Raw genomic sequence first — 23,940 nt, forward strand, 5'->3', positions numbered from 1 at the left:
TGCGTGACCGAGCGGATTGCCCTTGTGGAAGACACGCTGTTTCTCGCCTGCACCAGGCCGGCGATGATCGGCGGCGTGACGATGGAGGCGATGGGGATCAATATGATCTTCACGACGATCCTCTTCATCGTCGCGGGATCGGTGGCCTACGCGCTCGTCGGCCTGGTGTTCCACGTCATCTTCAAGGCGATCGTCAAGCACGACCACAATATGTTCCGCGTGCTGCTCGGCTGGGTGGAGACGCGGGGCAGAACTCGCAACAGCGGGTTCTGGGGCGGATCGAGTCTCACCCCGATGAAGCTCGTTCGGCGCTATGACGAAAGGGACCTCGGCCTTGCCTAGTACCGCTACCGTCAGAAGCCGTGAGCTCGAACCCGAGACCTTCATCCCCTACGTCCGCCACATCGACGAACGGATGCTCGCACTCGACTCCCGTGCCCTCATGGTGGTTATCGCGCTCGAAGGCGTGTCTTTCGAGACGGCTGACACGCTCGACCTTAACGCCCTGCACCGGGACCTCAACACGCTCTACCGCAACATCGCGGATGAGCGGCTGGCGCTGTGGACGCATGTCGTTCGGCGACGCGACAATGAGTATCCTGACGGCGAATTCTCAAACGCCTTCTCGCGCGCGCTGAACGACAAGTACCGAAACCGCATGATCGGCGAGGACTTGTTCCGCAACGATCTCTATCTCAGCCTGGTATGGCACCCAGGCAAGGACGCAGCCGAGCGGGTGGCAGCGTTCCTGTCGAAATTGCGCAAGGCGCGGCGCGGCGGGGTCGAGCTTGATGAGGATGCCCTCAAACACCTCGATGACGTGATCGTCAACGTTACAGCCGGCCTGAAGCGTTTCGGCCCGCGCGTCCTCACCCTTCAGGAACGCGAGGGTCTGATCTTCTCTGAGCCGAGCGAAGTGCTGCATCAGCTGGTGGGTGGGCGCCGTGAAGCTGTCCCTCTGACCGCAGGCCGCGTTTCATCCGCGATTTATTCCGATCGGGTCATTGTCGGTCGCGAGACGGTCGAGATCCGTCACGAAGGATCGAGCCGTTATGCCGGCATGTTCGGTTTCAAGGAATATCCGGCCCGCACGCGACCTGGCATGTTCGACGGCTTGCTCACCGTTCCCTATGAACTGATCCTGACCCAAAGCTTCTCCTTCCTGTCGAAGTCGGACGCGAAGACGGTGATGGGTCGCAAGCAAAACCAGATGGTCAGCGCCGGCGACAAAGCCGGATCACAGCTCGAGGAGCTCGACGATGCGCTGGACGATCTGGAATCGAACCGCTTCGTGCTGGGCGACCATCATTTGACGCTTACAGTCTTCGCCGACTCGGTAAGGGAATTGACGGACAATCTGGCCAAGAGTCGGACGCATCTGACCAATGGCGGCGCCGTCGTCGCCCGCGAGGACCTCGGGCTTGAAGCGGCCTGGTGGGCGCAGCTTCCCGGCAATTTCCGCTACCGTGTCCGGTCCGGCGCGATCACCTCGAAAAATTTCGCAGCCTTTTCACCTTTCCATTCCTATCCGGTCGGTCAGCGCGACGGCAATGAATGGGGTCCGGCGGTGGCCATGCTGAAGACGGCCTCGGGGTCGCCGCTCTACTTCAATCTGCACTACGGCGATCTCGGCAACACCTTCATCGGCGGGCCATCCGGCTCGGGCAAAACCGTACTCCTCAATTTCCTCCTGTCGCAGGGCGAGAAGTTCGACGCCAATATTGTGTTCTTCGACAAGGACCGCGGCGCCGATCTCTTCGTGCGTGCGGCCGGCGGAACCTATCTGCCGCTCAAGAATGGCCGGCCGACTGGTTGCGCCCCGCTTAAGGGCATGGAACTGACGCCGGAAAACAAGGTGTTCCTGGCGCAATGGGTGACCAAACTCGTTGGGTCGAAAACGCGCGAACTCTCCGTCGCGGAGACACGTGATATCGCAAATGCCATTGATGGGCTCGCCGATCTGCCGGCGGAACGGCGCACGATCGGCGCGCTGCGCACGTTTCTCAATAACACCGATCCAGAAGGCATCGCGTCGCGGTTGCGACGCTGGGAGAGGGGAGGGCCGTTGGGCTGGGTGTTCGACAACGTCGTCGAGGACATTGGCCTCGGCGACTTCGGAGTGGGTGGCAAGTTCGTAGGCTACGACATGACCGATTTTCTCGACAACGAGGAGATCCGTGCGCCGCTGATGGCCTATCTGTTCCACCGGGTCGAGCAGTTGATCGATGGGCGCCGCATCATCATCGTCATCGATGAGTTCTGGAAGGCGCTTGCCGACGAGGGCTTTCGCGACCTGGCCCAGAACAAGCTCAAGACCATTCGCAAACAGAACGGGCTCATGCTGTTTGCCACGCAAAGCCCGCGCGATGCGATCAATTCGCCTATCGCGCACACCATCATCGAGCAGTGCCCAACGCAGGTATTCATGCCGAACTCTCGCGGCAGTCGCGTCAACTATGTCGACGGATTCAAACTTACCGAACGGGAATACGAGCTGATCGCGCGCGAGCTTTCAAACGAGAGCCGGCGGTTCATTGTCAAGCAGGGCCACAACAGCGTCGTCGCCGAGCTCAATCTCAGCGGCTTCGAGGACGAACTCGCGGTGCTCTCCGGCCGCACTGCCAATGTCGAGCTTGCAGAAACAATCCGAGCGCAGGCCGGCGATGACCCGGAAGCCTGGCTTCCTCTCTTCCAGCAGCAAAGGAGTGCAGGCTGATGTGTATGCGCAGTTCGATGATGGCCGCCGTCGCCATCCTTGCCCTGTCGACCGGAGGCGCCGGCGCACAAGGGATCCCCGTGATCGATCAGACCGCGATCCTGAAGCACATCGAGAGCATCACGCAGCTCAAGTCACAGCTCGATGCGCTCAATCAACAGATCACGCAAGCCGAGCAATTGTTCGGATCGCTGAACAAGCTGACAAATATGGCCGATGTTGCTTCGCTTCTGAACCGGCCTGAAATACGCAAGGCCTTACCGCAAGACTTTGCGGCGATCGAAAGCCTGCTCAGCGGCAACGGCTCGGGTGCGTTCGGCGAAGCCGCCTCGAAATTCCTCGGTGATAATTCGACCTACCAGACCTCCGCGAACGATTTCTATGCCCAGGAGCTGGCGCGCGTCCAAAACCGCAATGCCGGTCAGATGAGCCTTGGGCAGCAGATTTACGATGCCGCCACCAAGCGCATCGATGGGATCGATCAGTTGCGCCAGCAGATATCCTCGGCGAGCGATGCCAAGGATATCGCCGATCTTCAGGCGCGCATTCAGGCCGAAAGTGCCTTCCTGCAGACCGATCTCCTGCGCATGCAGGGTCTCCAGATGGTCCAGCAGGCGCAGGCCCAGGTCGAGGATCAGCGCAAGGCAGAAGACTGGCGCAAGCGCATCGACACGATGAACACGGCGCTGTCGCAATGAAGCGTGTCGCGGCTCTCGTCATGATGGCATTGCTGGCAGCGTGTTCGGAACCCCCGCCGGCCACGGTCATCACCGTCAGCGAGTTTCTCGCCGATGAGAGCCTGCGCGCTGATCAAATCGGAGAATGCCATGAGAACCCCGGTGAGCTCGGGCAGACGCCCAATTGCCGCAATGCCGAAGAGGCTGAGGGCAAAGCCCGACTCCAGCGCATGAACAGGGCGCTGGGGGGATAGCGACATGTACACCGTCTTCGACTTCCTCGATCGCCAGTTCACGACGCCGCTCCAGAACTTCATCAGTTCCGGTACGAGCGGGATCAGCGCGTGGGTGACGGGGCCGTTGACGGCGGCGCTGACCCTCTACGTGGTCCTTTACGGTTTCCTGATCCTGCGCGGATCGGTGCAGGAACCGATCATGGAATTTGCCTTCCGGGCGATAAAGCTCGCCATCATTCTGATGCTGGTCAGAAATGCCGGCGAATACCAGACCTATGTGACCAATGTTTTTTTCGAGATTCTGCCCAGGGAAGTTTCGGAAGCCCTGAACACCGGCGGCGCACCAAGCGCCACAACCTTCGACAGCCTGCTCGACAAGGGTCAGAAGTCCGCCAACGATATCTGGGCGCAGGCGTCCTGGCCGGTGGACCCGCTAACCGGCTTTGCCGGTCTCGTGGTGATCGTGGTGACGTTCATTGTTGCCTCGATCGGCTATGTCGCGTCGCTCTACGCGCGGGTTGCACTTGCAATCATTCTCGCGATCGGGCCGATCTTCATCGCACTGGCCATGTTCCAGTCGACCCGCCGCTTCACCGAGGCATGGATCGGACAGCTCGCCAACTTTGTCATCTTGCAGGTTCTCGTGGTCGCGGTCGGCTCGCTGCTGGTCACCAGCTTCGCAACCATGTTCACCACCGTCGAGGCCTACAGTGACGTCCTGATGCGGCCGATCGCCGTCGGGGCCATCGGCCTTGCTTCCCTCTATGTCTTTTATCAGCTGCCGGGCATCGCGTCGGCGCTCGCGAGCGGAGGGGCCTCACTCACCTATGGCTTTGCTGCGGGTCGAGATGCCCATCAAAGCACTATCACGAGAACGATCGGTTGGGGTTGGCGCAGGCTGACCGGCAGAGGAGCCTGACGCCATCACCATGAGGGGTATTCCAGCGTGCATATAGTTCGAGTTGTAACAATGATGGGGCTGCTGGCCGCCCTCTCCGGCTGCGCGACGCTAAGTTACCCGCTGCCCAAATGCGACGGTTATGCGAAGCGGCCGCTTAATCGTTCGATGTGGGACTGGCGAGCCGGAAAAGCACAGGACGATCCGCGCCAGCAATCTTCGCTCGCCAGCGGCAACGGAACCGCCTTGGCCTTCGCCGAGCATGAACCAACCGTCGAGACTGTAGCCTTCGCCGACTTCGACGAAGCCGGCTCTCACGCCGCTTGCCGGGCAGGGTAGGGGGCATGGTGACGACAGACAGTCTCAAGGAATATTTCGACAAGGCGCGCCGCTTCGATCAGGACCGGATGGTCTCGGCCGAGCGCTCAAAACGGCTGGCCTGGTTCGTCGCCATCGTCGCCAGCGTGCTGGCCTGCGTCTCGGTTGCCGCCGTGGTCGCGCTGACGCCGCTCAAGACGGTCGAACCCTTCGTCATCCGTGTCGACAATTCCACCGGCATCGTCGACGTCGTGTCGGCCATGGCATCGACCCCCGGCAGCTATGACGAGGAAGTCACCAAATATTTCGCCGCCCGCTACGTCCGGGCACGCGAAGGCTATGTCTGGTCAGAAGCAGAGGAGAATTTCCGGACCGCCTCGCTGATGTCGAATGCGGCTGAGCAGCAGCGCTTCGCCGCCGCATATCGCGGCGGCAATCCGGAATCGCCGCAGAACGTCTATGGGCGCTCCGCAACCTCCCGCATCGGGATCAAGTCGATCTCGCTCATCAACAGCAATGTCGTTTCCGTCCGCTACATCAGGACAATCACACGCGGCGAAGACGTCCGCACAACCCATTGGGTGGCAACGATCACCTATTCCTATGCCAATGCCCCAATATCCTCCAGCGACCGGTTGGTGAACCCGCTTGGGTTCGTGGTGAGCGAGTACCGGGCCGATCCGGAGGCCTTGAATTGAGAAATCAATCGTTCCTTGCCATGGCCGTCATCGCGGCACTGGCTGCATTTCCTGTTCAGGCCCTGGAGATCCCGGCCAGCGCGCAGCAGGACAACCGCGTGCGCTTCGTCAGCTACCAGCCCTACAATATCACCCGGATTGTCGGCACGATCCGTTCTTCGGTCCAGGTGGAGTTCGCGCCAGACGAGGAAATCGCTCATGTGGCACTCGGCAATACCGTTGCCTGGGAAGTCGCGCCGGCCGGCCACATCTTGTTCCTCAAACCACGTGAGAACCAGCCGGCCACCAACATCTCGGTTGTGACGACGCGGCGGGACGGCTCCAAGCGCAGCTATCAGATGGAATTGGTGGTGCGCGACGGTTCGGTCGATGCCGGGCAGAACACATATTTCTATGTGAAGTACCGCTATCCGGCCGATGAAGCCGAGCGACGCCGCCTCGAGGATGAGGCGAAGAAGCGTGCGGCCGAGGCTGGTTATGCCGATCAGGTCCTCGGCATCCATGAACAATACGGCCCCCGCAACTGGCGTTATTCGGCGCAAGGCTCCGCCGCAATCGAACCGCAGGCGGTCTACGATAATGGCAAGGTGACGACCTTTGCCTTCAGCGGCAATCAGGAGATGCCCGCGATCTACATCGAGAATTCGGATGGAACGGAAAGCCTGGTGCCGAAGACGGTTCAGGGCGATCTCGTTCTCGTCCACGCTATCAGCCGAAAGTTCATCCTGCGGCGTGGATCGGACACGCTCTGCATCTTCAACGAGGCCTATTCGCCGGTCGGCGTCAACCCGGGAACCAATACGACCTCGCCTTCGGTCGAACGTGTGGTCAAGGTTCCGGCAGCGGGACAATAAGGGAGCCGCCATGACAGATACGCCAGAAACAACGATTCCCGGCGAACGCGGTCAGACCTTGGCGGCGCGCAAGGTTGACAGCAATCCCTTGCTCAAGCGAGGCGCCGTCGTACTGGCGGTCGTCGCCTTCTTGGGTTTCGCCATGTGGTCAATGCGCCAGGGGCCGAAGGAGGACGTCGAGCAGCCGGGATCGGGGGTGATCCGTCAGACGACGGAGTTCGAACCGGCCCGGGTCGAACCCGAGCCCGTGGCCCTGCCAGTTCCGGAGATCAAACTACCGACGCCGGCCGTCGAGACGGCGGAGACGCCCCCGGTCGATGAGCTACTCGATGCGGCAAGACGGGCGCCGGTGATGGCGTTTGGCGGCGGTCAATCCGGAAACAATGCCAGGCCTACGAACAACGCCGGCGCGACGACAGATTCGAACTTCGTCCCAGTCGACGGCCTCCTGGGGGGAGGGGGGCAGGGAGAGAACGAGGATCAGCGCTTCAACCGGATGCTGAAGCCAACTGTCCTGGAAGGGTCGAAGGCCGGACATCTCGGCAACCGCAACTTCATCGTCGCGATGGGGACCTCGATTCCCTGTGCGCTTGAAACCGCGCTGTCATCGGATCGGCCGGGATTCACCAGCTGCGTGATTACCCGCGACGTTCTCTCGGACAACGGCCGGGTCGTGCTGATGGAGAAAGGCACTCAGGTCGTCGGCGAGTATCGCGGCGGTCTGCGCCGCGGCCAAAGCCGGCTGTTCGTGCTCTGGAACCGAGCCAAGACGCCCACGGGCGTCATCATCACATTGGCCTCGCCGGCAACCGATGCGATCGGCCGCGCCGGATTCGATGGCTATGTCGACACCCACTGGTGGGAGCGCTTCGGCAGCGCGCTGCTTCTGTCTGTGGTTGGCGATATTGCTACTTATGCCGGTCAGGAACTACAGCGCAGCGACGTGCAAGCGCAGGGCACGACAAGCGCCGGCAAGGATGCCGCCGCGATCGCCGTCGAACAGTCGATCAATATTCCGCCGACCCTGACGAAGCACCAAGGGTCGCTCGTTTCGATCTTTGTGGCGCGAGATCTCGATTTCTCAAGCATCTATGGCCTGCGGGTTACCGAACCCCGCAATACGATTTACGACCGTGCCGTGATGGGCGACTTCTACCCAAAATCCGATCTGATCACGAAATAGGGCAGGGGATGGCGGAAAACTCCGATGCCGGCGTCGTCCGCCAACTGCTTCTGCCGCTCGATCGTTTCCTGAAAGACGAGAGCCTCTACGAGGTCGTCATCAATCGACCCGGCGAAGTGCTGACGGAAGGAACGGCTGGCTGGCAAAGCCACGATCTGCCGGACCTGTCGTTTGACAAGCTGATGCGGCTGGCGCGGGCGGTGGCAAGTTACTCCAATCAGGGCATCGACGAGACGCGACCGCTTCTCTCCGCCACCCTTCCGGACGACGAACGCATCCAGATCGTAATCCCGCCAGCGACGACACGAGACACCGTCTCCATCACCATCCGCAAACCCTCATCCGTTGCGCTGTCCACAGCCGACCTGGAGGAGGGCGGCTTGTTCGAGAATGTCGTTGCGAGCGCCGATCAGACCTCTCGTGAAGATCCGTTGTTGGCGAGCTACCGCAGCGGACAGTATCGCGTCTTTCTCGAAGGTGCGGTTCTTGCGCGCAAGAACATCATCATCTCCGGCGCCACGGGATCCGGCAAGACCACGATCTCGAAGGCGCTGATCCAGCACATTCCAGACGACGAACGGCTCATCAGCATTGAAGATACACCGGAGTTGACGATCCCGCAGCCGAACCATGTCCGGCTGTTCTACTCCAAGGGCGGGCAGGGGCTGGCAAAGCTCGGCGCGAAGGATTTGCTTGAATCGTGCCTGCGCATGCGTCCAGATCGGGTCCTGCTGCAGGAGCTACGTGACGGCACTGCATTCTACTACATCCGAAACATCAATTCCGGGCACCCCGGCTCGATCACCACCGTTCACGCGGATTCACCAAGCCTGGCGTTCGAGCAACTGACGCTCCTGGTCAAGGAATCCGACGGGGGGCAAGACCTCGACCGGGACGATATCCGCAATCTGCTCAAGATTTCCATAGACGTGATCGTCCAGTGCAAGAGGGTCGGTGGCCGTTTCCGTGTGACCGAGATCTATTTCGCAGACCATGAGCGATCGGCAACCATCAGGCCGTGATCAGCTCGCACATTCCGATCGGAGAGGACGAACTGGCCCCGGCATTCGCTGGATCGGGTTGCAAATGACCCAATTCGCTTCGGTGCGGGCAATAAACTTGCGAGAACGACTAGCAGCAGATGATGACCGGTGCTCATCACGATCAGTCGCGCTCGACTTTGTGGGCAGCCATCTAGCGAGGAGATCACAATCCTCATGGCGATCCGGTAGCCGATCCCGGTGACGGCACTGACTGCCATCGCCTCGGCGGCCATCCTTGGTTCGGTGATAGCGTGACGATATGGTCCGAAGCACCAACGCGCTCCTGCCTCATCGTCAGAGGTCAGGGGGCGAGTTTTTTTCCAGCCGCTCAACGGCCGGCTTCTCTGACGCCTCCTTTTTGAGCGAGGCCCAATCGTCTGGCGGGTTCCCATCGCTCAGCATTGCTTTGAAGACCTTATAGGCGTCGGTTTTCGCGCCGTAGGTCCGCAAGGTCTTTTCGTCATTCACCCAAGCGAAGATGATGACTTTCGCGGCCGAGTCATAGCGGAAGAACAGGCGGAATCGACCATTGCCGAACTTCGCCCGAAACCAGTGCTTATGTGCATCGCCGAGCGTTAGGCCCTGTCGATAGACAGTTGCCGTGGGGTCGGCAGGGATCGTCTGGAACACGAGCTTGTTCAACGCTGCCAGGAGCTTCGTGTTCGCATTTTTCTGGTACTCGTCAGGCTTTTTCGCCTTCAACGACTCGACAGCCTCGGTCAGCTTCTCCAACTGATCGAGAAAGAGGGTATGCGCGAGGATGCTCCAGCCATTGATCGTGAGCATGGCTAGAGCGCGACATCCCCGTCGATCTCGGCATCAAGGTCAACGTCCATGGTCCCGACAAGGGAGATCATGCGATCACGCAGGCTTGGGGGCAGCGGGACAATGGACCTGCCGGGGTGCTTGGCCATGTCGTGCGCCAGAAATTCAAGGAAGCGATCGACAACCGGATCACTGGTCTCTTCGGTCGCCTTCTCGACATAGACCCGGTGCTGGTCGTCGACAAAAAAGGCGATGCGCCCGCCATAGTCTACACCCAAAGCCTTGCGGACAGCCTTTGGGACGGTCGTCTGGCCCTTGGCGGTGATGGTGCTTTCCTCTTTCAACAGCGCGCCCATGATTGGCTCCAAACTTAAACTTCAGCAAAGGTAAGGAATTTTCCTTACTTCGTCAAGCTCGGCGATCGCGGTTCGCGGTTCGGCGGTTACCGCCTGCACTCATTTCGCAGTCGCCATGCAGCGTCCCGCAATCAGGTCGTGGCCAGATGATCTACGAAATTGGCGATACCGCCAAGCGTGTCATTAAGCGGGTCCGCACGGCGAGACAGCTGAGTGTGTTGAGACTGAATCGCATAAGTTTCATTATGGAACTAAATAATTGATATTTCTATATATTTTGCTTTACTAGCGCGCGGCGCCTCGCATTACCGGGAAGTGGCAACGTGGTAATCTAGGCCAAACCCAGCTTCTCACGATCTGCGCATAGAGACCCGCCAACGTTCACCGGCATGTTTTCGGATGAAGAAGGGTCGCCGAATAGCTGTTCTGTCGCGTTTGCGACGGTTCGCCATTAAAGGTAGCGCTATGGCAAACGGCGATCGATAGGTGCAGGCGCCCGCCATCATCTGCACCGGATCGAACATGAAGCTGAAATGATGACAGAGGCATCATGTCAGGAGGTCATAATGAGCGGTGATGTGCACGAGAAGAGCATGACAATGCTCAGCGAAATCCATGCTGCCGAGACATCGCAGTCGCTGTTCTCTGCGCTTGACAGGGCCTGCGGCGTGCTCGGTTTCGATGCATTCATGCTGTCATGTCATCGGCAATCGAAGGCAGAGCTGGTGATGAACCCCATTTTCACCACCTATACCGAGCAATTCATGAACGACTATGAGCGGCTGAACTGGCTCGATGACGACGTGCTTATCGCGCGCACCATCGGGAGCAGCCGCCCCTTTGTTTGGGATGGATCTTCGGAACGCTATAGTGACGTTCGCAGTCAAAGCTTCCTGGAATTTCTTCACGAGAACCGCCTGGCGACCGGCATTATGGTGCCGCTCGCGCACGGTCCGGGATATGCGAGCCTGATGTCCCTCGATGCCTATCGACCGATGCAACTCCCACCCGACCTTGTCAGATCTGCTCAATGCGTCGCCCAAGCGGCGCAGGCCAAAGCAGAGATGCTGGGACTTTGCGCAAACGTCTCGGCCGACGAGGCAATTGGGCTGCGAGCGCTCAGTGGACGTCAACTGGAAATCCTCAAATGGATCTCTGACGGAAAGTCGAACACCGACATTGCGACGATCATGAACCTGAGAACTCGAGCGGTCCATTATCACGTGAGTCGCATCCTTCTCAAATTACGCGTCGCTACCCGTCTCCAAGCCGCTCAAGTCTTCTTTGCCTGGAGCGATCATCAGACACTGTAAAGCCCGCCCCGAAAGGCGTTCAGCGGCTTCGCTTCACTGCAGCAGGGGTCGCACTATCGGATTTTTCTCCGTTAAACGAGTGTCAAGGTGGACACTTGAGCCGAGCCGACAGGAAGATCATGCTCGGCGATCCGCAGGGATTATATAGAAGTGTCTTGATATGCGTACCTCGAATGAAGCATGTCTAAGGTTTACTGATCAGGAAAATCTCGCTGAAACAATCAATGCTGCGCTTGCGTCGCACTGCAAGGATCAGAGGTGGGAGGGCGATGACCTTGTTCTGGAGCTCGAATCCTCTCGAGCTGTCATACGACCCGTGCCAGGAATGCTGTGGCTGCGCGTTGACGCTGTGGATCTACTGACCTGCATAGGAACGAAAATGTTGCTCGAGTCCGCCTTGAGGACGCACCGAGACGATGCGCCGAGGTGTGTTCTGTGGATGCAGGCGGACGAAGAGCCATTTGCGGCCGTCCGGGCCATCGTCAAATCCGGTCAGATAACCTCCTGCTAGACTAGAGCTCGAGCCCGCCGCCGTACCGAGGGGCGGGAGCGCCCCCAGAGGACAATCCTGTTTCATGATCCCGGTGGATCCTTCTGCCGGCGGGACCCAACTGCCTATCGCTTGAGCGCGATTGCAGCGTTGCGACCGCGTTCCAATTGCTGTCGCTGCAGCTGGGTCTGTCCATGCACCGCCTGCACCTGAGACTGCACGCGTGCAAGCGTGGCGACACGGTCATGGGGGACAGCGAGGTTTCTCGACAGTCGATTGAGATCCCCTGATTTCAAGGCGCTTCGATCCGCGGGCGTCAACCGCCGATTAATTGACGATTCGATGCCGTCCAGTTCCCGTCGCAACTGCGGGGCGGCGTGCAGCCTCGCAGCCTGCTCGTGCGCCGGCGCCCGCAGGATCGCCGTCAAACCTTCGGATGGCGCTCGGATTTCCTGCCGCTGACGATGCTGTTCCTCACGATGTCCGGTTTCGATCTGATGCCGCTCGAAATCGACCGTGCGGCCATAGTCTTCCATAGCGGCGGCGAGCTGCGGCAGATGTGCTTTCGCAGTCTGGCGCTCGGGGCTCTCGGCACGCAGGAACCGACCGCCCTCGCCCGCCATGGGTCCAAGCTTTCCCGACCGGATATCCTGCCCCGCGACCGAGCCAGCCATGGCCCCATCAACGCCTTCGACCGTTGCGGATGTGGCAGCGGCACTTCCATAGACCAGTTGCGACAACCGTTCGATTTCAGAACGCTTTTGCTCCAACCGTGTGGATTGCCGCAGCTTGGTGCCGATCTCTGCGTCGCTCAGATCGGGCACGTCCCTTCCGGGAATCAAAACCTCTCCTGGTCGAACCTGCCACTCCGGTTTCTCTTCCTCACGATCCCGTGCGTGAGGACGTGCCAGGGGTTCTTCGCCGCCTGGAATGATGGGGCTTCGATCGATGGCGATCCGCTGCTTGACCTCCCTCGCCGTCTTCATGGCATCGTCCTCATCCGCACGGCGCCGCTCCGACAGGAACCATGCTAGATCATCGCGTGAGTGGGCCTTGACTTCATCAAGCAGGGTTGCCGGCGCGCTGCGAGCCTCCATCCGAGCGACGACCTTGGCCCAGACAAGCGCGAAGCCGTCGATTTCCTCGCGGGATAATGGACGGCTTCGCGTTTCCTCAAGCACCTGTCGCGCCCTGGCTGCCGCCAGCCACTGTCCGTTGGATAGAACATTGTCATAGACCGCCTCGCCATCGGTCCGTTGAATCAGGAGACGATCTGCGAGCTTGCGGCGCTCGATGCGCTCCAGGCTTTCTGCGAGGCCGGTGACGGCGGCATCATGGACGGCGCGCGGCGGGATCCGCGCTGCAGCGCCGGCGTGATGCAATTCCTCAAAGCGGTAGTGGCAACCTTGCCAACTGACCCGCGGACTGATGGCCAGCACGCGCGCCTCGATGCGATAGCCGGCCGATCGTCCGGTCGTCATGACCTTCTCGACATTGTCGGGGGTCCTCATCGTGGTTTCGAACACGACGTGGACACCGCGTTCGGTGGCAGCCGTCAGCAACTTCTCGCTCCAGATGCCGGCATCGGCCTGCGTGAAGCGTGACGCCGTCATCGGATCGGCATTCTGGTGTGCGACAAATCCCGGATGGTAGGACCGCAGATCGTCTCCGACGACGCGGATGGCGGGACCGGATTGCTCCAGCTCCGTGAGGCTCGTTGTCAGCAGAGCTGTTTTGCCCGAACCGGGCTGGCCACCGAGCACGATCAGCGTCGGCCGATCCGCCTTGCCGATATCGTCGGGGAGATAGTCGGGCAGGATCTCCGTGCGAAAGATGTGTTCGTTCTGGGCCTCCGACAGCCGGCCGAGTTTAGCTTCGACCGCCATGGATCAAAGCTCCCGCCAGAAGGAGGCCGCGTCTTTGACCCGCGGCCCCCATTCCGCGATCACGGCTTCGATGTGCTCACGATCGCCGACGCGGATGCGATTCTGCACCGCAAGCAACTGACGCCGCTTCGCGCGTAGCGCCTCGGCGCCGGCCGGATCATTCGCCTCGATGGCGGCAACGCGTTCCGATACCAGCCCGCGCGCCTGGTTCATGATCTCGATGGCGAGCTCGGCCCGCACGATCGCGTCGAACGTTGTTGTCAGTTCGGTCATTGTCTTATCCCTTCCGCTATCTCGTGATGCCCTTGGTCTGGTTGAGCGCCCGCATCTGGCGCTCGGCGATGATGTCCTGGGCCTTGTCAGCGCGAACAGCATTCTGCAGCACCTTGAGGCCGGGCTTCATGGCCTCGAAGACCTTGCGCTGCGCCGCCGGCACCCGATCGATGACGTTGGCCTGTCCACGGCCGACTGCGTTCGGCCCGAACCTCTTGTCGAGCGCTTTGCTGACGGATGCGAACTCCGCTCTGACCGTTGCGTCCAGAGAACGCACCAGACGGGTAATATCCTTGGGTGACTTTTCGGCAGCGTCGGTCAGGCGGGCCAGCTCGGATACCGCCCGTGGCGACAGTCCGGGCACCGGTACGCTCATCCGCTCCCGATCCGCGGCAATGGTCGCCTTCTCGGCGTCGAACGCGCCCTGCCAGACCTTGCCCGTCGCAACGACGCTGGCGGTGACACTCCCCACGGCTTCGACCGCCGCCTTGCGTTCCCTCCCGGTGGCCATGAGCCGATCCACAACACGGTCGGAACCGCGCAATGCGCCATAGGCGGCAGGGTCGTTCCCGACGGCACGAGCGATGCGCTCGGGCTCGACGCCCTTGACGACCAGATCCTCAATCGTGGCGAGTGCCGCGACGGGATCGCGCCAGACGCGCTGCACGGCCTCGGCAAGTGCGGCGCGCTGCTGTCTGTAACGGGGAACCTCCAGCGCACGCTGCTTGGCTTCTTCATCGACAGTTGATGCGAACTCGGTGACCGGCGCGAGCATCGGCAAGGCAGGCGGTTTGGACATCTCTGGAGCCTGTGCCGGATCGTAGGCCGCTGGCGCCACGATCCGCGACGGATCGCGCCTCTCGGCCAGATGCTGCAGTTCGTTGAAGCGGCGCACGGCCGCAAACAACGTCGTCAGCTCTTGCCGTTTTGCCTCGGACACTCCCTCAGGCATGCGCGCGACCATCTGCTTTTCGGCATATTGGTCGGCCTTTTCGGTAAAGGCGCTCCAGCCGAAGCGGGCGGTCAGCGCTTCGCCGACGGCCTTCATCTCCTGCACCAGCGAACGCTCTTCGGCTGCATAGGCGAAGGCGGTCTTGTAGGCGCCCTCGCCGCCCTTCTCGCGCACCGCTTCGATTTCATCGAGCCGCGCCACCGCATGCGGGGAAAGTGCCGGAACCGAAAGTGCCATGGCGGCGCGACGCGCATGCTCATGGTTCTCATACGTGGCCCGGTCACGCTTGAAGTTGTCGGCGTGACTGCGGGCCAGAGGCTCGAGATCCGAAACAGCGGCGACGGCCTCAGCCCGTTCTTTCCGCGCGATCTGGCCATCGACCAGGCTGTCGCTGCCACGCATGGCGCCGAGCATCGAGGGACTGCGCGCAAGATCTTCACCAAGCCGCCGCGGCTCGCCATCGAAGTCCGAAGCTCGCGCATTCAGCCGATCGAGGGCGGCAGCAGGATCGCGATAGATGCGCGCGAGCACGGGCAGCAGGATCGCCTCTCGCTCTTTCCACCGTGCCGAGGCCAGATGCTCGATCCGCGCGTCTTCTTCGAGCGACCGGACAAAACGCGCCTGTAGCGCGAGCAGATATCGCGCCTCTTCGACTGATGCCGGTGCGACCGTTTGCGTCCGAACCGCCCGATCGTCATAGGAGACGCTGCGCTCCTTCTCGATCGCAAAGCCGAGCGCGACGCTGGCGCGCTCCCAAAGCCGCGCCACGCGATCACGCTGTGCGCCGATCCACGACAGATGCCGCTCCACCCCCTGCTCCATTCCGGCAGCAAGCTCGATGGCATGATCCATGTTGCGGCGGCGGGCGAAGTCGACAATCTGTGCCTGGTAGCCCGCTTCGGATTCGTAATCGAGCGTAGTCGACTTGGCGCCGGAGCGGGACAGCCGCTCGACCAACTGCCTGAACAGTTCCGGGCGATGGCTTTCCTGAGCGATACGCGCCTGCCGGACTTCCGCAGTCTCGGCCCGCTCTGCGGTCCAGACATTGCGTTCGACCTCCCGGTCCTCGAAGGTCTTTTTGCCGGTTTCGGGATCCACGATGGGTATCTTCACCGTCACCTGCTCGACACCGTCCTTGCGCAAGGTGACGGTGTCACCGAGCTCGACGCTGCCTTTCTCAATAGCCTTCGGAAGGCTGACACCCCAGACGCGATGGACCACGCCGTCGTCGGTTTTGACGTCGGCATATGGGCTCTCTTTTGCATCTTCGTCGTTTGGACGGAATTTCGCTTCGCCGGTTTCGACCAGTTGACCGGTGACGCCGGCGGCGTGATCGACGCGCTGCGCCCTGCCCCATTTCTCGCGCGGCGCAAAATCCTCGTGCGCCATATAGAGATCGGCCCGATCGCGATGTCGCGACATCGCAACATAGGCGAGATGCTGATCCATCATGCCGGTGGCCAGAACCAACGTCCTGTCCACGGTCGCGCCTTGAGATTTGTGCACGGTCGCCGCATAGCCATGGTCGACATTGCGATAGGTGTCCTGGCCGAACGTTACCTCCCGCCCCGCATCCAGTTTTACCGTCAGCAGCGTCTCGCCGCGCTCGTTCGTGGTGCGTACCACGGTGCCGAGCATACCGTTCTTCACATGCTGTACGGAAAGATGCTCGGCGCGCTTTTCAAAGAAGCGGGCGTTTTCGAGGAAGATCAGACGGTCACCAACGGCGAACTGTCGTACACCGCGTTCGGTCTGGTAGGCGCGGTCCTCGCCAAGCGCTTCCTGGCGACGCATCACGGAGCGGATCGCATTGTTGAGCTTTCCGACATCATCATTGGTTTGCGCCAGAACCAGCAGTTCCGAACCGCTGAGGACTCGGCTTTCCGATTCCGCCTTGTTCCGGTAGTCCTCCCTCGCCTGCCCCCAATCCTCGACGATCCGCTCGATCGCCGCATCGCGGGTTTCAAGCTGGACGATGCGATCATGCTGCGCATACGCATCGAGCGCCTCCTCGACCTTTCCGCGCGCGAACAGGCGGGACGCGTCGCGCGCCCACTGTTCACGCTGGCGGCGCACCCCGGTCAGTTCGGCAAAGCCGATGCGCTCCACAATCGCCCGAAACGCGGCGCCTGCCTGGATCGGCTGAAGCTGCATCGGATCACCGACCAGCACCGCCTTTGCGCCCGCATCCTCGACAATCTTCAAGACTCGCGCCAACTGTTCGGATGACACCATGCCGGCCTCGTCGACGACGAAGACGTCACCCCTTTGCAGCGTATCGCGCCCGTCCGCCCAGCCCAGTTCCCATGACGCGAGCGTGCGCGATTTGATCCCGGAACTTTCTTCAAGACCCTCGGCGGCCTTACCGGCAAGGGCCGCTCCGACGACGCGACGGCCGTCCGCCTCCCAGGCAATGCGCGCCGCATCGAGCAGGGTCGATTTGCCCGCACCGGCCAATCCGATCACGGTGGCGATGGCGCCATCGGCAGTGACATGCCGGACCGCATCGACCTGTTCCGCGTCGAGCCTGAACGGTCTTTCCGGATCGCGGCTCTCCACCACGCGAATGGCGTCATCGACCCTTTCGGACGTCACCTTGAAAGCGGATCGGCGCGACAGCTCCCGCGCCGACTGCGCCATATCGTATTCGGTGCGCAGCATGGCGCGTGTGGTGAACACGGCGACGTCGGCAACCTTTCCTGTGTCCGGATCAATCTGCTGCGGCTTCAGCGTCACCAGATCCGACGACGCCATCAGTTGCGCACGGATATTGGCGAAGACGCTGGGATCATCGACATAACGATGCAGCGCCTTGGCGATTTCCCGCTCATCGAAGGTCGAGCGTTCACGGCTCAGATGCTTCAGCAAAAGGCCGGGTTCGTCGGCGAGCCGGTCGGCCATTTCCTGCCGCTTCGCCAGGGCGGCCGGTGCGAAATACATCTCCCTGCCCTTCCGGGCGAGCGCCGCCTTTGCCGGGCCGAGATGGCTTTGGGCGATGCCGTCGAGGCCCTGTTCGGCATAGGCGCGACCGTCCAGGCGGATATCGTGACCGGCAAGCGCCAGATGCTTGGTGGCCGTCTCCGCCCAGCCGATTTTCCATGCCTTCATCGTGTCCTTGTCACCGGCCCACAGCCGATAGACGATCTTGCCGTTCGGCCGATCAGGGGTGACGACACGCAGCGGCTTCCCGTCATCGCCTAGAACCGCGACCTTCTTGTTGCCGAAGCCGTCGTCGGTCAAAGGCCGCAAGGTGGTCATCAGGTGGATGTGCGGATTGCCGTCCTTATCGTGATAGACCCAATCCGCAACCATCCCCTTTGAGGTGAGGTGGTCGCGCACGAATTCGCGCACCAGGGCAATGCTCTCCGCCTTCGACAGCTCCTCCGGCAGCGCGAAGATCATCTCGCGCGCAAGCTGCGCGTCCACCCGCTTCTCAAAGGTATCGACGGCATTCCACAACACCTCGCTGGCGCCGGCGATCGTCCTCCCGTCGATCATGGTGCGGAGCCACGCCGGCGTCTGGTCCGGCAGCGCCAGCTCTTCATGCACGAGCTCGGCCTTGCCACCCTCATAGCGGAAGCTCATCCCCGTCTGCTCTTCCGCCATCCTCGTACGGTGGCGATAGGCGGCAGCCGAGACGACGCTGCGTCCCGCACCCCGACTGATCACCTGTGCCCGTACGAACATGATCGCCATGCGATCAGACCCTCTCCCAAGCATGTCGCGTCAGCGACGTATATTGCGCCCTCGAACAGATCGGGCCGCAGGACCGATGCCGCTTCTCGGGATGCGCCCTTGCGGGCGCAGACCAAAATTGAGCCTCACGGCGCGACGCAAACTAGCATCTTTTACTATGCGTTTCTACACGGTATAATCGCCGTGCAAAGGAAGGCTTCCGGAAAGGATAAAGTAGAAAATGCGCGCTAAATCATCGATTTCAGAGATTGACGCCCAGATAGAGAAACTACGCGAAAAACGCCGTGGAATTCTCGCCAAAGCCAATGAACGCTTCGCGCGCGCGGCGGCCAAGGCAGGGCTGGCCGAGATGGATATTCCCGACAATGAGCTCGACGCCGTCTTCGAGGAGATCGCCGCGCGATTTCGCAAGGGGGCCAAGGGGCCTTCAGGCGCATCTGCTTAAGCGCCTCGATCGGCGGATTGTGGCCCTGGAACGAAGGCGGCGGCAGACGATGACAGAGGATCGCAAGAAAGACGCGCGCGAAAAAATCACGCTCGGCGGATTGGTGGTGAAGGCCGGGCTGCGACAGGCCGATCGGGCGTTCCTGCTCGGTGTCCTGCTGGAAGCCGCGACCGTGCGCGTCGGATCGCCGGAGCATCATCGGCTGAAGGCAAAAGGCGGCATGGCCTTCCAACGTGATCGGATGAAGGGCGCCGAAGCGGCGGATACGGGATCGCCCGTCTCCGACGATTCCGAACAGGCCAACGGCGACTAAGCGCCAGCAAGAGGAAGCCGGTCATGGCGGGAAAGACGAAACTGAAGCCGGCGCTGTTATGGGCAATCGTGCCTGCCGTCGTGACAGCGGTGACCCTGGCGATCACATCGTACAGATGGCAGGCAATGGCGGGCGGGTTCTCGCCTGCCAATGCCTATTGGTTCTTACGCTCAGCACCCGTTCCCAATCTGCTCTTCGGTCCGATCGCGGGATTGATTACTGTCTTCGCGCTGACGATGCACCGCCGCCGGCCGGTGGCGATGGTCAGCCTGATCTGCTTTCTCGGGGTCGCCGGCTTTTACGCTTTGCGCGAATATGCGCGGCTGTCCCCATCCGTCGAGAGCGGCGCGGTGACCTGGGACGAGGTGCTGTCCTATCTCGACTTCTTCGCCGTCATTGCTGCGGCCGTCGGTTTCGTCATCGTCGCGATATCGGCGCGGATATCGGTCGTCGTGTCCGATCCGGTGAAGCGCGCCAAGCGCGGAACCTTCGGTGATGCCGATTGGCTCACCATGTCGGCCGCCGCAAAGCTGTTTCCGCCAGATGGCGAGATCGTCGTCGGCGAACGCTACCGCGTCGACAAGGAGACCATCCGCGACGTGCCGTTCGATCCGGCCGACCGCGAGACATGGGGGAGCGGCGGCACTGCGCCGCTGCTCACCTATAAGCAGGATTTCGATTCCACCCATATGCTGTTCTTCGCCGGCTCAGGCGGATTCAAGACCACCAGCAATGTGGTGCCGACGGCGTTGCGCTATACCGGCCCCCTGATCTGCCTCGATCCCTCGACCGAGGTCGCACCGATGGTTGTCGAGCACCGCACCCAAAAGCTCGGGCGCGAATGCATGGTTCTCGATCCGACAAATCCGGTGACGGGTTTCAACGTGCTCGACTGGATCGAAACGTCAAAACACAAGGAGGAGGATATCGTCGCGGTAGCCCACATGCTGCTGTCGGAAAGCGCGCGCTTCGAATCCTCGACCGGTAGCTATTTCCAGAACCAGGCGCACAACCTTCTGACGGGGTTGCTGGCCCATGTGGTGCTCTCTCCGGAATATGCCGGCCGACGGAACCTGCGCAGTTTGCGCCAGATCGTCTCCGAGCCGGAACCCTCGGTGCTCGCCATGCTGCGCGATATTCAGGAGACATCGGCGTCTGCGTTCATCCGCGAAACGCTCGGCGTCTTCACCAACATGACCGAGCAGACATTCTCCGGCGTGTACTCCACGGCGTCGAAGGATACGCAGTGGCTGTCGCTCGACGATTACGCCGCACTGGTCTGCGGGCGAACGTTCAAATCGAGCGATATCGTCTCAGGCAAAAAGGACGTGTTCCTGAACATCCCGGCGGCGATCCTGCGGTCTTATCCCGGCATCGGCAGGGTGATCATCGGCTCACTGATCAATGCCATGACGCAAGCCGACGGCGCGTTCGAACGCCGCGCCCTCTTCATGTTGGATGAGGTGGACTTGCTCGGCTATATGCGCGTTCTCGAAGAGGCGCGTGATCGCGGCCGCAAATATGGCATCACCCTGATGCTCATGTACCAATCGGTTGGTCAGCTCGAACGGCATTTCGGGAAAGATGGCGCGACGTCATGGATTGATGGCTGCGCCTTCGCCTCCTATGCCGCGATCAAAGCACTCGACACGGCGCGCAACGTCTCCGCCCAATGCGGTGAGATGACCGTTGAGGTTCAGGGGAAATCTCGCAATGTCGGGTGGAGCAATTCGAACGGCGGAATGCGGAAGTCGGAAAGCCTGAACCTGCAACGCCGACCGCTGATCATGCCCCACGAAATCACGCAACAGATGCGCAAGGACGAGCAGATCATCATCGTGCAGGGCCATGATCCGATCCGCTGCGGGCGGGCGATCTACTTCCGGAGAAAGGACATGGATGCGCAGGCTGGTCCAAACAGGTTCGTCAAGGCGAGTTGACCGACTCTTCGCTGCCCTGATCAAGCGCGTCGTATTCCGCGTTGCTCGGCCAGTCGGTGCTTCGCATGACAGACAACGCCGCCTCAATGGCTTTCTGCGCTTCGACCAAATCCGAGCGACGCATGGAGGGGTCGGAATAGATGCCGTATCCGTTGACAATCCGGCCGTTGAACCCGTGCTGAAGTCGATCAATTGCGACGCTGACGTGGTCCTGAATCTGGTCCGTGGCGTTTGCCGCTTTGGTGATACTCGACATGCGGCCATCTCCTTGAATGGTGTTTCTTTGAAGTCTGCCGGTTCTGTCTTCGCGCTATCGGCGCTTGCAGGCCGTTGGCGATGGCCGATACCGGTCGAACGGATCTTCTGCGCCGGGCGGCGCGAACCAGCCGATGAACAGATTGTAGGCGAGCGCGAATACGAACATGCCCACAGCCGCAGACAAGAAGAACCACCACGGCATCGGCGCGGCATCGGGATTGACGAAGACCCCGAGCGATACAGGAAGCATGACGATGCCGGCGAGAACGAGAAAGCCAGTGAAGGCCCGAAACGCGCAGGCGACGAAATAGAGCAGATACCAGGCGGTGTAGAAACCAGCGCGCCCAATGGCCTCGAGCACATTGAAGGGCAATGCGATGAGAACGGACATCGGGGCAGCAGCGCCGGAGGCACCGTTGAGGGGGTTGTGATCGCCGTCTGCGGGATTTCGCATGCGTTGTCCTTTCGCGGTGAGCGTCATTGTACCTGAAACTGGGAGAATGAGAATCGGCAGAGTTCGATTGATGCAAGAAGAACCCCGACGAACAGCAAGTCGGTGAAAACCGCAGGAGCAACCTAACGCAGCCTTACGCGTGAAGAGGAGACTATGCCCATGATGACCGCAGGAACCGAAAAACCATGAGCCGGCATATCCGCATGGGTGGGATTGATGTCGATGTCGCAGATACTGTGTTCGACGACCGGTTGGCGGATGCCTATTCGAATCGGGAACACCCCCTTTGCCTCTGTCAGGCGGGCGGCGTGCCGATGTATATCGCGCGGTTTGAAGACCGCCATATCCTGAAACGGATGCCGGGCACCGGAGCGCAGCACGCGCCCGACTGCGAATCCTACGAGCCGCCATCCGACCTTTCGGGCCTCAGCGCAGTCGAGGGCGAGGCAATCATCGAGAATGTGCAAGACGGCACGACGGCGCTGAAACTCGGGTTTAGCCTGTCGAAGCTCGGCGGCCGGACCGCGCCTGCAATCGGTGACAGCGCTGATCCGGGCGACGTCAGGACCGACGGTGCCCGATTGTCGTTGAAGGCGATGCTGCATTTTCTATGGGACCGGGCACAGTTCAATCGCTGGCGTCCGGCGATGGCAGGCAGGCGCAATTGGGCGGTGGTCCGCAAATTCCTGATCGAGGCGGCGTCAAGTTCGAGCGCGAAGGGAAAGCCGCTTTCGGCGGTGCTTTACATGCCGGAGATGTTTGACGCGGCGCGCGTGGATGGAATCGTCCAGCGTCGCCAGGAGTTTCTGAGCAGAGCGGTCCAGTCGCAGGGCAATCGCCGTTCGCTCGCGATCCTGATCGGAGAGGTGAAGGAGATACAGCCAGCCCGGTCTGGCTCACGATTGATCATCAAACACGCCCCGCGCTATCCGTTCATGCTGGCCGAGGACGTCAACCGTCGCATGAATAAGGTCTTTGCTCGCGAACTGGCGCTTTGGGATGCGAGCCCGGACTCGCATCTCATCGCCGCGGCCACATTCGGCGTCGGGGTTTCCGGTATTGCCGTGATCGAGGCGATCGCGCTGATGTTGGTCAGCGAACGGTGGATCCCATTCGAAAGCCAATACGAAGGCATGCTGCTCGAGGCGCTCGCGGAGCGCGGTGTCATATTCGCGAAGGGGCTGCGTTACAATTTGCCGCCGACACAACCGATGGCGAGCGTCGTGCTGAGCCGTGACGGGGGCGAACCCATCGCAATGTACATCGTTCCCGATGACGCGGATGGCGAGTATCGCGGGACCCTCGAACTGCTTGTCTCCGAGAGCGAAATGCCTTCGTGGATTTGGGAGATTGCCGACGGGCCTATGCCTGATATTCCCCTATGAAAGGAGGGGGCGGTTCATCGTCCAGGGGATCTCAAAGCCGCGTGCGCTTGCCGAGCGCAGCCGGCCCTGCTCCGCTCCCGCTGTCCCGGCGGCAATCAGGTTCTCACGGCAGCGCCGCACCGCGAGAGGATCGCCGCCCCCATGGGGCGAAACCGCGAAGCGGGTTCGATGAGCGCAGCGAGCAAAGCCGTGCCCGTAGGGCCTCGCCCAGCATCTTTCTGCGAGCAGCCTTGCGTCCGTCAACCGGAAAGGCACCTCTCCCACTTTCTTGATACACCCCGATATGGGCGTACCGCGCGCATCGCCACGAGGCGAGCCGTCGATCGAGGAAGAGCTTACTGAGCCATGGCGTAGATCACGACAGAACGCTTGGGCTGATCCATCACCAGAATGAATCGGCAACCAGCAACCGATTCATAGAAGTCGTTGGACCTTGAAATGGTAAAGCGCGATTCTGTCCCTATGATCGCGCAACCCTACCAGCTCTACGTCGAGCGGATGGATCCCGCCAAGAACATGGCCCGGTTTTACGCCATGTCGATCGAGGTGACGCTGTTCGGAGACGTCTGCCTGACCCGTAGATGGGGGCGCATCGGCGCGCGCGGGCAGGTCATGCAACATCATTTCAACAAAGAGGAAGAGGCAGTGCAGCTCTTCCTGGAATTGCTGCGTAGCAAACGCACGCGTGGTTACGGCCCGCAAACGGGCGGCCGGCCGCATGATCGCCGGGCTCGGCGAACCTCATAGGCCGGTCGATCCGGCCTATGAGATTAGGTATCAGGGCGAAAGCC

At 61.1% G+C, this 23,940-nt stretch carries 23 protein-coding genes; 16 read left to right on the forward strand and 7 right to left on the reverse strand.

Translation table 11 applies throughout. The features are described 5' to 3' along the window. Nucleotides 1–3 precede the first annotated feature (3 nt). The 10 genes from ACTDI4_RS22530 to virB11 are packed head-to-tail and all read left to right on the forward strand — an operon-like array spanning nucleotide 4 to nucleotide 8,602. Nucleotides 4–342 carry a type IV secretion system protein VirB3 gene (locus ACTDI4_RS22530; RefSeq protein ID WP_442843451.1) on the forward strand — a complete coding sequence of 113 codons (339 nt, stop codon included), beginning with the start codon at nucleotides 4–6 and terminating at the stop codon, nucleotides 340–342. After that, on the forward strand, nucleotides 335–2,716 hold the full coding sequence (locus tag ACTDI4_RS22535) for a VirB4 family type IV secretion/conjugal transfer ATPase (protein WP_442843452.1): 2,382 nt from the start codon (nucleotides 335–337) through the stop codon (nucleotides 2,714–2,716). Before ACTDI4_RS22530 ends, ACTDI4_RS22535 begins: the two co-directional genes overlap by 8 nt. Beyond that, the gene (gene virB5, locus ACTDI4_RS22540; protein WP_442843453.1) at nucleotides 2,716–3,414 is read left to right on the forward strand and encodes a P-type DNA transfer protein VirB5; all 699 of its coding nucleotides are present in this window, start codon (nucleotides 2,716–2,718) and stop codon (nucleotides 3,412–3,414) included. Before ACTDI4_RS22535 ends, virB5 begins: the two co-directional genes overlap by 1 nt. Then, nucleotides 3,411–3,647, forward strand: a complete 237-nt coding sequence (locus ACTDI4_RS22545) for an EexN family lipoprotein (RefSeq protein ID WP_442843454.1) — start codon at nucleotides 3,411–3,413, stop codon at nucleotides 3,645–3,647. The genes virB5 and ACTDI4_RS22545 overlap by 4 nt, the downstream gene beginning before the upstream one ends. A gap of 4 nt (nucleotides 3,648–3,651) precedes the next feature. Then, nucleotides 3,652–4,548: a type IV secretion system protein gene (locus ACTDI4_RS22550; protein WP_442843455.1), complete on the forward strand. Its 897-nt coding sequence runs from the start codon at nucleotides 3,652–3,654 to the stop codon at nucleotides 4,546–4,548. A 51-nt stretch (nucleotides 4,549–4,599) separates the two neighbouring features. Then, nucleotides 4,600–4,866: a type IV secretion system protein VirB7 gene (locus ACTDI4_RS22555; RefSeq protein WP_442843456.1), complete on the forward strand. Its 267-nt coding sequence runs from the start codon at nucleotides 4,600–4,602 to the stop codon at nucleotides 4,864–4,866. Nucleotides 4,867–4,871: 5 nt separating this feature from the next. Further along, nucleotides 4,872–5,543: a virB8 family protein gene (locus ACTDI4_RS22560; protein ID WP_442843457.1), complete on the forward strand. Its 672-nt coding sequence runs from the start codon at nucleotides 4,872–4,874 to the stop codon at nucleotides 5,541–5,543. A 20-nt stretch (nucleotides 5,544–5,563) separates the two neighbouring features. After that, nucleotides 5,564–6,397: a P-type conjugative transfer protein VirB9 gene (gene virB9, locus ACTDI4_RS22565; RefSeq protein ID WP_442843458.1), complete on the forward strand. Its 834-nt coding sequence runs from the start codon at nucleotides 5,564–5,566 to the stop codon at nucleotides 6,395–6,397. Nucleotides 6,398–6,407: 10 nt separating this feature from the next. After that, on the forward strand, nucleotides 6,408–7,580 hold the full coding sequence (gene virB10 / locus ACTDI4_RS22570; RefSeq protein ID WP_442843459.1) for a type IV secretion system protein VirB10: 1,173 nt from the start codon (nucleotides 6,408–6,410) through the stop codon (nucleotides 7,578–7,580). A gap of 8 nt (nucleotides 7,581–7,588) precedes the next feature. Beyond that, nucleotides 7,589–8,602, forward strand: a complete 1,014-nt coding sequence (gene virB11, locus ACTDI4_RS22575) for a P-type DNA transfer ATPase VirB11 (protein WP_442843460.1) — start codon at nucleotides 7,589–7,591, stop codon at nucleotides 8,600–8,602. Nucleotides 8,603–8,917: 315 nt separating this feature from the next. Here the strand turns inward: virB11 and ACTDI4_RS22580 are convergent, their stop codons facing one another. Then, complete coding sequence (locus ACTDI4_RS22580) at nucleotides 8,918–9,409, reverse strand: type II toxin-antitoxin system YhaV family toxin (RefSeq protein ID WP_442843461.1); 492 nt, start codon at nucleotides 9,407–9,409, stop codon at nucleotides 8,918–8,920. A gap of 2 nt (nucleotides 9,410–9,411) precedes the next feature. After that, complete coding sequence (locus tag ACTDI4_RS22585) at nucleotides 9,412–9,744, reverse strand: type II toxin-antitoxin system PrlF family antitoxin (protein ID WP_374818536.1); 333 nt, start codon at nucleotides 9,742–9,744, stop codon at nucleotides 9,412–9,414. A 566-nt stretch (nucleotides 9,745–10,310) separates the two neighbouring features. Between ACTDI4_RS22585 and ACTDI4_RS22590 the strand changes: the two genes are divergently transcribed. After that, entirely contained in the window at nucleotides 10,311–11,057 is a 747-nt protein-coding gene (locus tag ACTDI4_RS22590; protein WP_442843462.1) for an autoinducer binding domain-containing protein, read from the forward strand. Between the two features lie 615 nt (nucleotides 11,058–11,672). Here the strand turns inward: ACTDI4_RS22590 and ACTDI4_RS22595 are convergent. The 3 genes from ACTDI4_RS22595 to traA are packed head-to-tail and all read right to left on the reverse strand — an operon-like array spanning nucleotide 11,673 to nucleotide 18,354. Further along, nucleotides 11,673–13,433: a zeta toxin family protein gene (locus tag ACTDI4_RS22595; protein WP_442843463.1), complete on the reverse strand. Its 1,761-nt coding sequence runs from the start codon at nucleotides 13,431–13,433 to the stop codon at nucleotides 11,673–11,675. Nucleotides 13,434–13,436: 3 nt separating this feature from the next. After that, the gene (locus tag ACTDI4_RS22600; protein WP_442843464.1) at nucleotides 13,437–13,706 is read right to left on the reverse strand and encodes a hypothetical protein; all 270 of its coding nucleotides are present in this window, start codon (nucleotides 13,704–13,706) and stop codon (nucleotides 13,437–13,439) included. 16 nt (nucleotides 13,707–13,722) lie between these two features. Further along, nucleotides 13,723–18,354 (reverse strand): Ti-type conjugative transfer relaxase TraA, encoded by a 4,632-nt coding sequence (traA, locus tag ACTDI4_RS22605; RefSeq protein WP_442843465.1) that lies wholly within the window; start codon nucleotides 18,352–18,354, stop codon nucleotides 13,723–13,725. A gap of 220 nt (nucleotides 18,355–18,574) precedes the next feature. Between traA and ACTDI4_RS22610 the strand changes: the two genes are divergently transcribed. From ACTDI4_RS22610 to traG, 3 genes are read left to right on the forward strand one after another with little or no spacing between them, the layout of a single operon-like run. Beyond that, nucleotides 18,575–18,799, forward strand: coding sequence for a TraC family protein (locus tag ACTDI4_RS22610; RefSeq protein WP_442843466.1), 225 nt, complete (start codon nucleotides 18,575–18,577; stop codon nucleotides 18,797–18,799). 49 nt (nucleotides 18,800–18,848) lie between these two features. Beyond that, nucleotides 18,849–19,112 (forward strand): conjugal transfer protein TraD, encoded by a 264-nt coding sequence (locus tag ACTDI4_RS22615; protein ID WP_442843513.1) that lies wholly within the window; start codon nucleotides 18,849–18,851, stop codon nucleotides 19,110–19,112. 23 nt (nucleotides 19,113–19,135) lie between these two features. Next, entirely contained in the window at nucleotides 19,136–21,052 is a 1,917-nt protein-coding gene (gene traG, locus ACTDI4_RS22620; RefSeq protein WP_442843467.1) for a Ti-type conjugative transfer system protein TraG, read from the forward strand. Here traG and ACTDI4_RS22625 read toward each other — a convergent pair. Then, nucleotides 21,039–21,308: a hypothetical protein gene (locus tag ACTDI4_RS22625; RefSeq protein WP_018431379.1), complete on the reverse strand. Its 270-nt coding sequence runs from the start codon at nucleotides 21,306–21,308 to the stop codon at nucleotides 21,039–21,041. The two genes, traG and ACTDI4_RS22625, sit on opposite strands and share 14 nt — an antisense overlap. Before the next feature lie 54 nt (nucleotides 21,309–21,362). After that, nucleotides 21,363–21,791, reverse strand: a complete 429-nt coding sequence (locus ACTDI4_RS22630) for a hypothetical protein (RefSeq protein WP_245262445.1) — start codon at nucleotides 21,789–21,791, stop codon at nucleotides 21,363–21,365. A gap of 158 nt (nucleotides 21,792–21,949) precedes the next feature. Here ACTDI4_RS22630 and ACTDI4_RS22635 point away from each other — a divergent pair, with 158 nt between their 5' ends. Both ACTDI4_RS22635 and ACTDI4_RS22640 read left to right on the forward strand, forming a co-directional pair. Next, complete coding sequence (locus ACTDI4_RS22635; RefSeq protein ID WP_442843468.1) at nucleotides 21,950–23,149, forward strand: DUF1173 domain-containing protein; 1,200 nt, start codon at nucleotides 21,950–21,952, stop codon at nucleotides 23,147–23,149. 462 nt (nucleotides 23,150–23,611) lie between these two features. Further along, nucleotides 23,612–23,896 carry a WGR domain-containing protein gene (locus ACTDI4_RS22640; protein WP_018431457.1) on the forward strand — a complete coding sequence of 95 codons (285 nt, stop codon included), beginning with the start codon at nucleotides 23,612–23,614 and terminating at the stop codon, nucleotides 23,894–23,896. Nucleotides 23,897–23,940: the final 44 nt, after the last annotated feature.

Origin of the sequence: Mesorhizobium sp. PUT5, from assembly GCF_052216645.1 — a bacterium.
In the GTDB taxonomy this organism is placed as follows: Bacteria; Pseudomonadota; Alphaproteobacteria; order Rhizobiales; family Rhizobiaceae; genus Mesorhizobium.

Excerpts from the sequence above, each read along its gene's own strand:
- virB5 (WP_442843453.1), top strand. The coding sequence starts at position 2,716 with ATGTGTATGCGCAGTTCGATGATGGCCGCCGTCGCCATCCTTGCCCTG.
- ACTDI4_RS22545 (WP_442843454.1), top strand. The coding sequence starts at position 3,411 with ATGAAGCGTGTCGCGGCTCTCGTCATGATGGCATTGCTGGCAGCGTGT.
- ACTDI4_RS22550 (WP_442843455.1), top strand. The coding sequence starts at position 3,652 with ATGTACACCGTCTTCGACTTCCTCGATCGCCAGTTCACGACGCCGCTC.
- ACTDI4_RS22555 (WP_442843456.1), top strand. The coding sequence starts at position 4,600 with ATGATGGGGCTGCTGGCCGCCCTCTCCGGCTGCGCGACGCTAAGTTAC.
- ACTDI4_RS22560 (WP_442843457.1), top strand. The coding sequence starts at position 4,872 with ATGGTGACGACAGACAGTCTCAAGGAATATTTCGACAAGGCGCGCCGC.
- virB9 (WP_442843458.1), top strand. The coding sequence starts at position 5,564 with ATGGCCGTCATCGCGGCACTGGCTGCATTTCCTGTTCAGGCCCTGGAG.
- virB10 (WP_442843459.1), top strand. The coding sequence starts at position 6,408 with ATGACAGATACGCCAGAAACAACGATTCCCGGCGAACGCGGTCAGACC.
- virB11 (WP_442843460.1), top strand. The coding sequence starts at position 7,589 with ATGGCGGAAAACTCCGATGCCGGCGTCGTCCGCCAACTGCTTCTGCCG.
- ACTDI4_RS22580 (WP_442843461.1), bottom strand. The coding sequence starts at position 9,409 with ATGCTCACGATCAATGGCTGGAGCATCCTCGCGCATACCCTCTTTCTC.
- ACTDI4_RS22585 (WP_374818536.1), bottom strand. The coding sequence starts at position 9,744 with ATGGGCGCGCTGTTGAAAGAGGAAAGCACCATCACCGCCAAGGGCCAG.
- ACTDI4_RS22590 (WP_442843462.1), top strand. The coding sequence starts at position 10,311 with ATGAGCGGTGATGTGCACGAGAAGAGCATGACAATGCTCAGCGAAATC.
- ACTDI4_RS22595 (WP_442843463.1), bottom strand. The coding sequence starts at position 13,433 with ATGGCGGTCGAAGCTAAACTCGGCCGGCTGTCGGAGGCCCAGAACGAA.
- ACTDI4_RS22600 (WP_442843464.1), bottom strand. The coding sequence starts at position 13,706 with ATGACCGAACTGACAACAACGTTCGACGCGATCGTGCGGGCCGAGCTC.
- traA (WP_442843465.1), bottom strand. The coding sequence starts at position 18,354 with ATGGCGATCATGTTCGTACGGGCACAGGTGATCAGTCGGGGTGCGGGA.
- ACTDI4_RS22610 (WP_442843466.1), top strand. The coding sequence starts at position 18,575 with ATGCGCGCTAAATCATCGATTTCAGAGATTGACGCCCAGATAGAGAAA.
- ACTDI4_RS22615 (WP_442843513.1), top strand. The coding sequence starts at position 18,849 with ATGACAGAGGATCGCAAGAAAGACGCGCGCGAAAAAATCACGCTCGGC.
- traG (WP_442843467.1), top strand. The coding sequence starts at position 19,136 with ATGGCGGGAAAGACGAAACTGAAGCCGGCGCTGTTATGGGCAATCGTG.
- ACTDI4_RS22625 (WP_018431379.1), bottom strand. The coding sequence starts at position 21,308 with ATGTCGAGTATCACCAAAGCGGCAAACGCCACGGACCAGATTCAGGAC.
- ACTDI4_RS22630 (WP_245262445.1), bottom strand. The coding sequence starts at position 21,791 with ATGACGCTCACCGCGAAAGGACAACGCATGCGAAATCCCGCAGACGGC.
- ACTDI4_RS22635 (WP_442843468.1), top strand. The coding sequence starts at position 21,950 with ATGAGCCGGCATATCCGCATGGGTGGGATTGATGTCGATGTCGCAGAT.
- ACTDI4_RS22640 (WP_018431457.1), top strand. The coding sequence starts at position 23,612 with ATGATCGCGCAACCCTACCAGCTCTACGTCGAGCGGATGGATCCCGCC.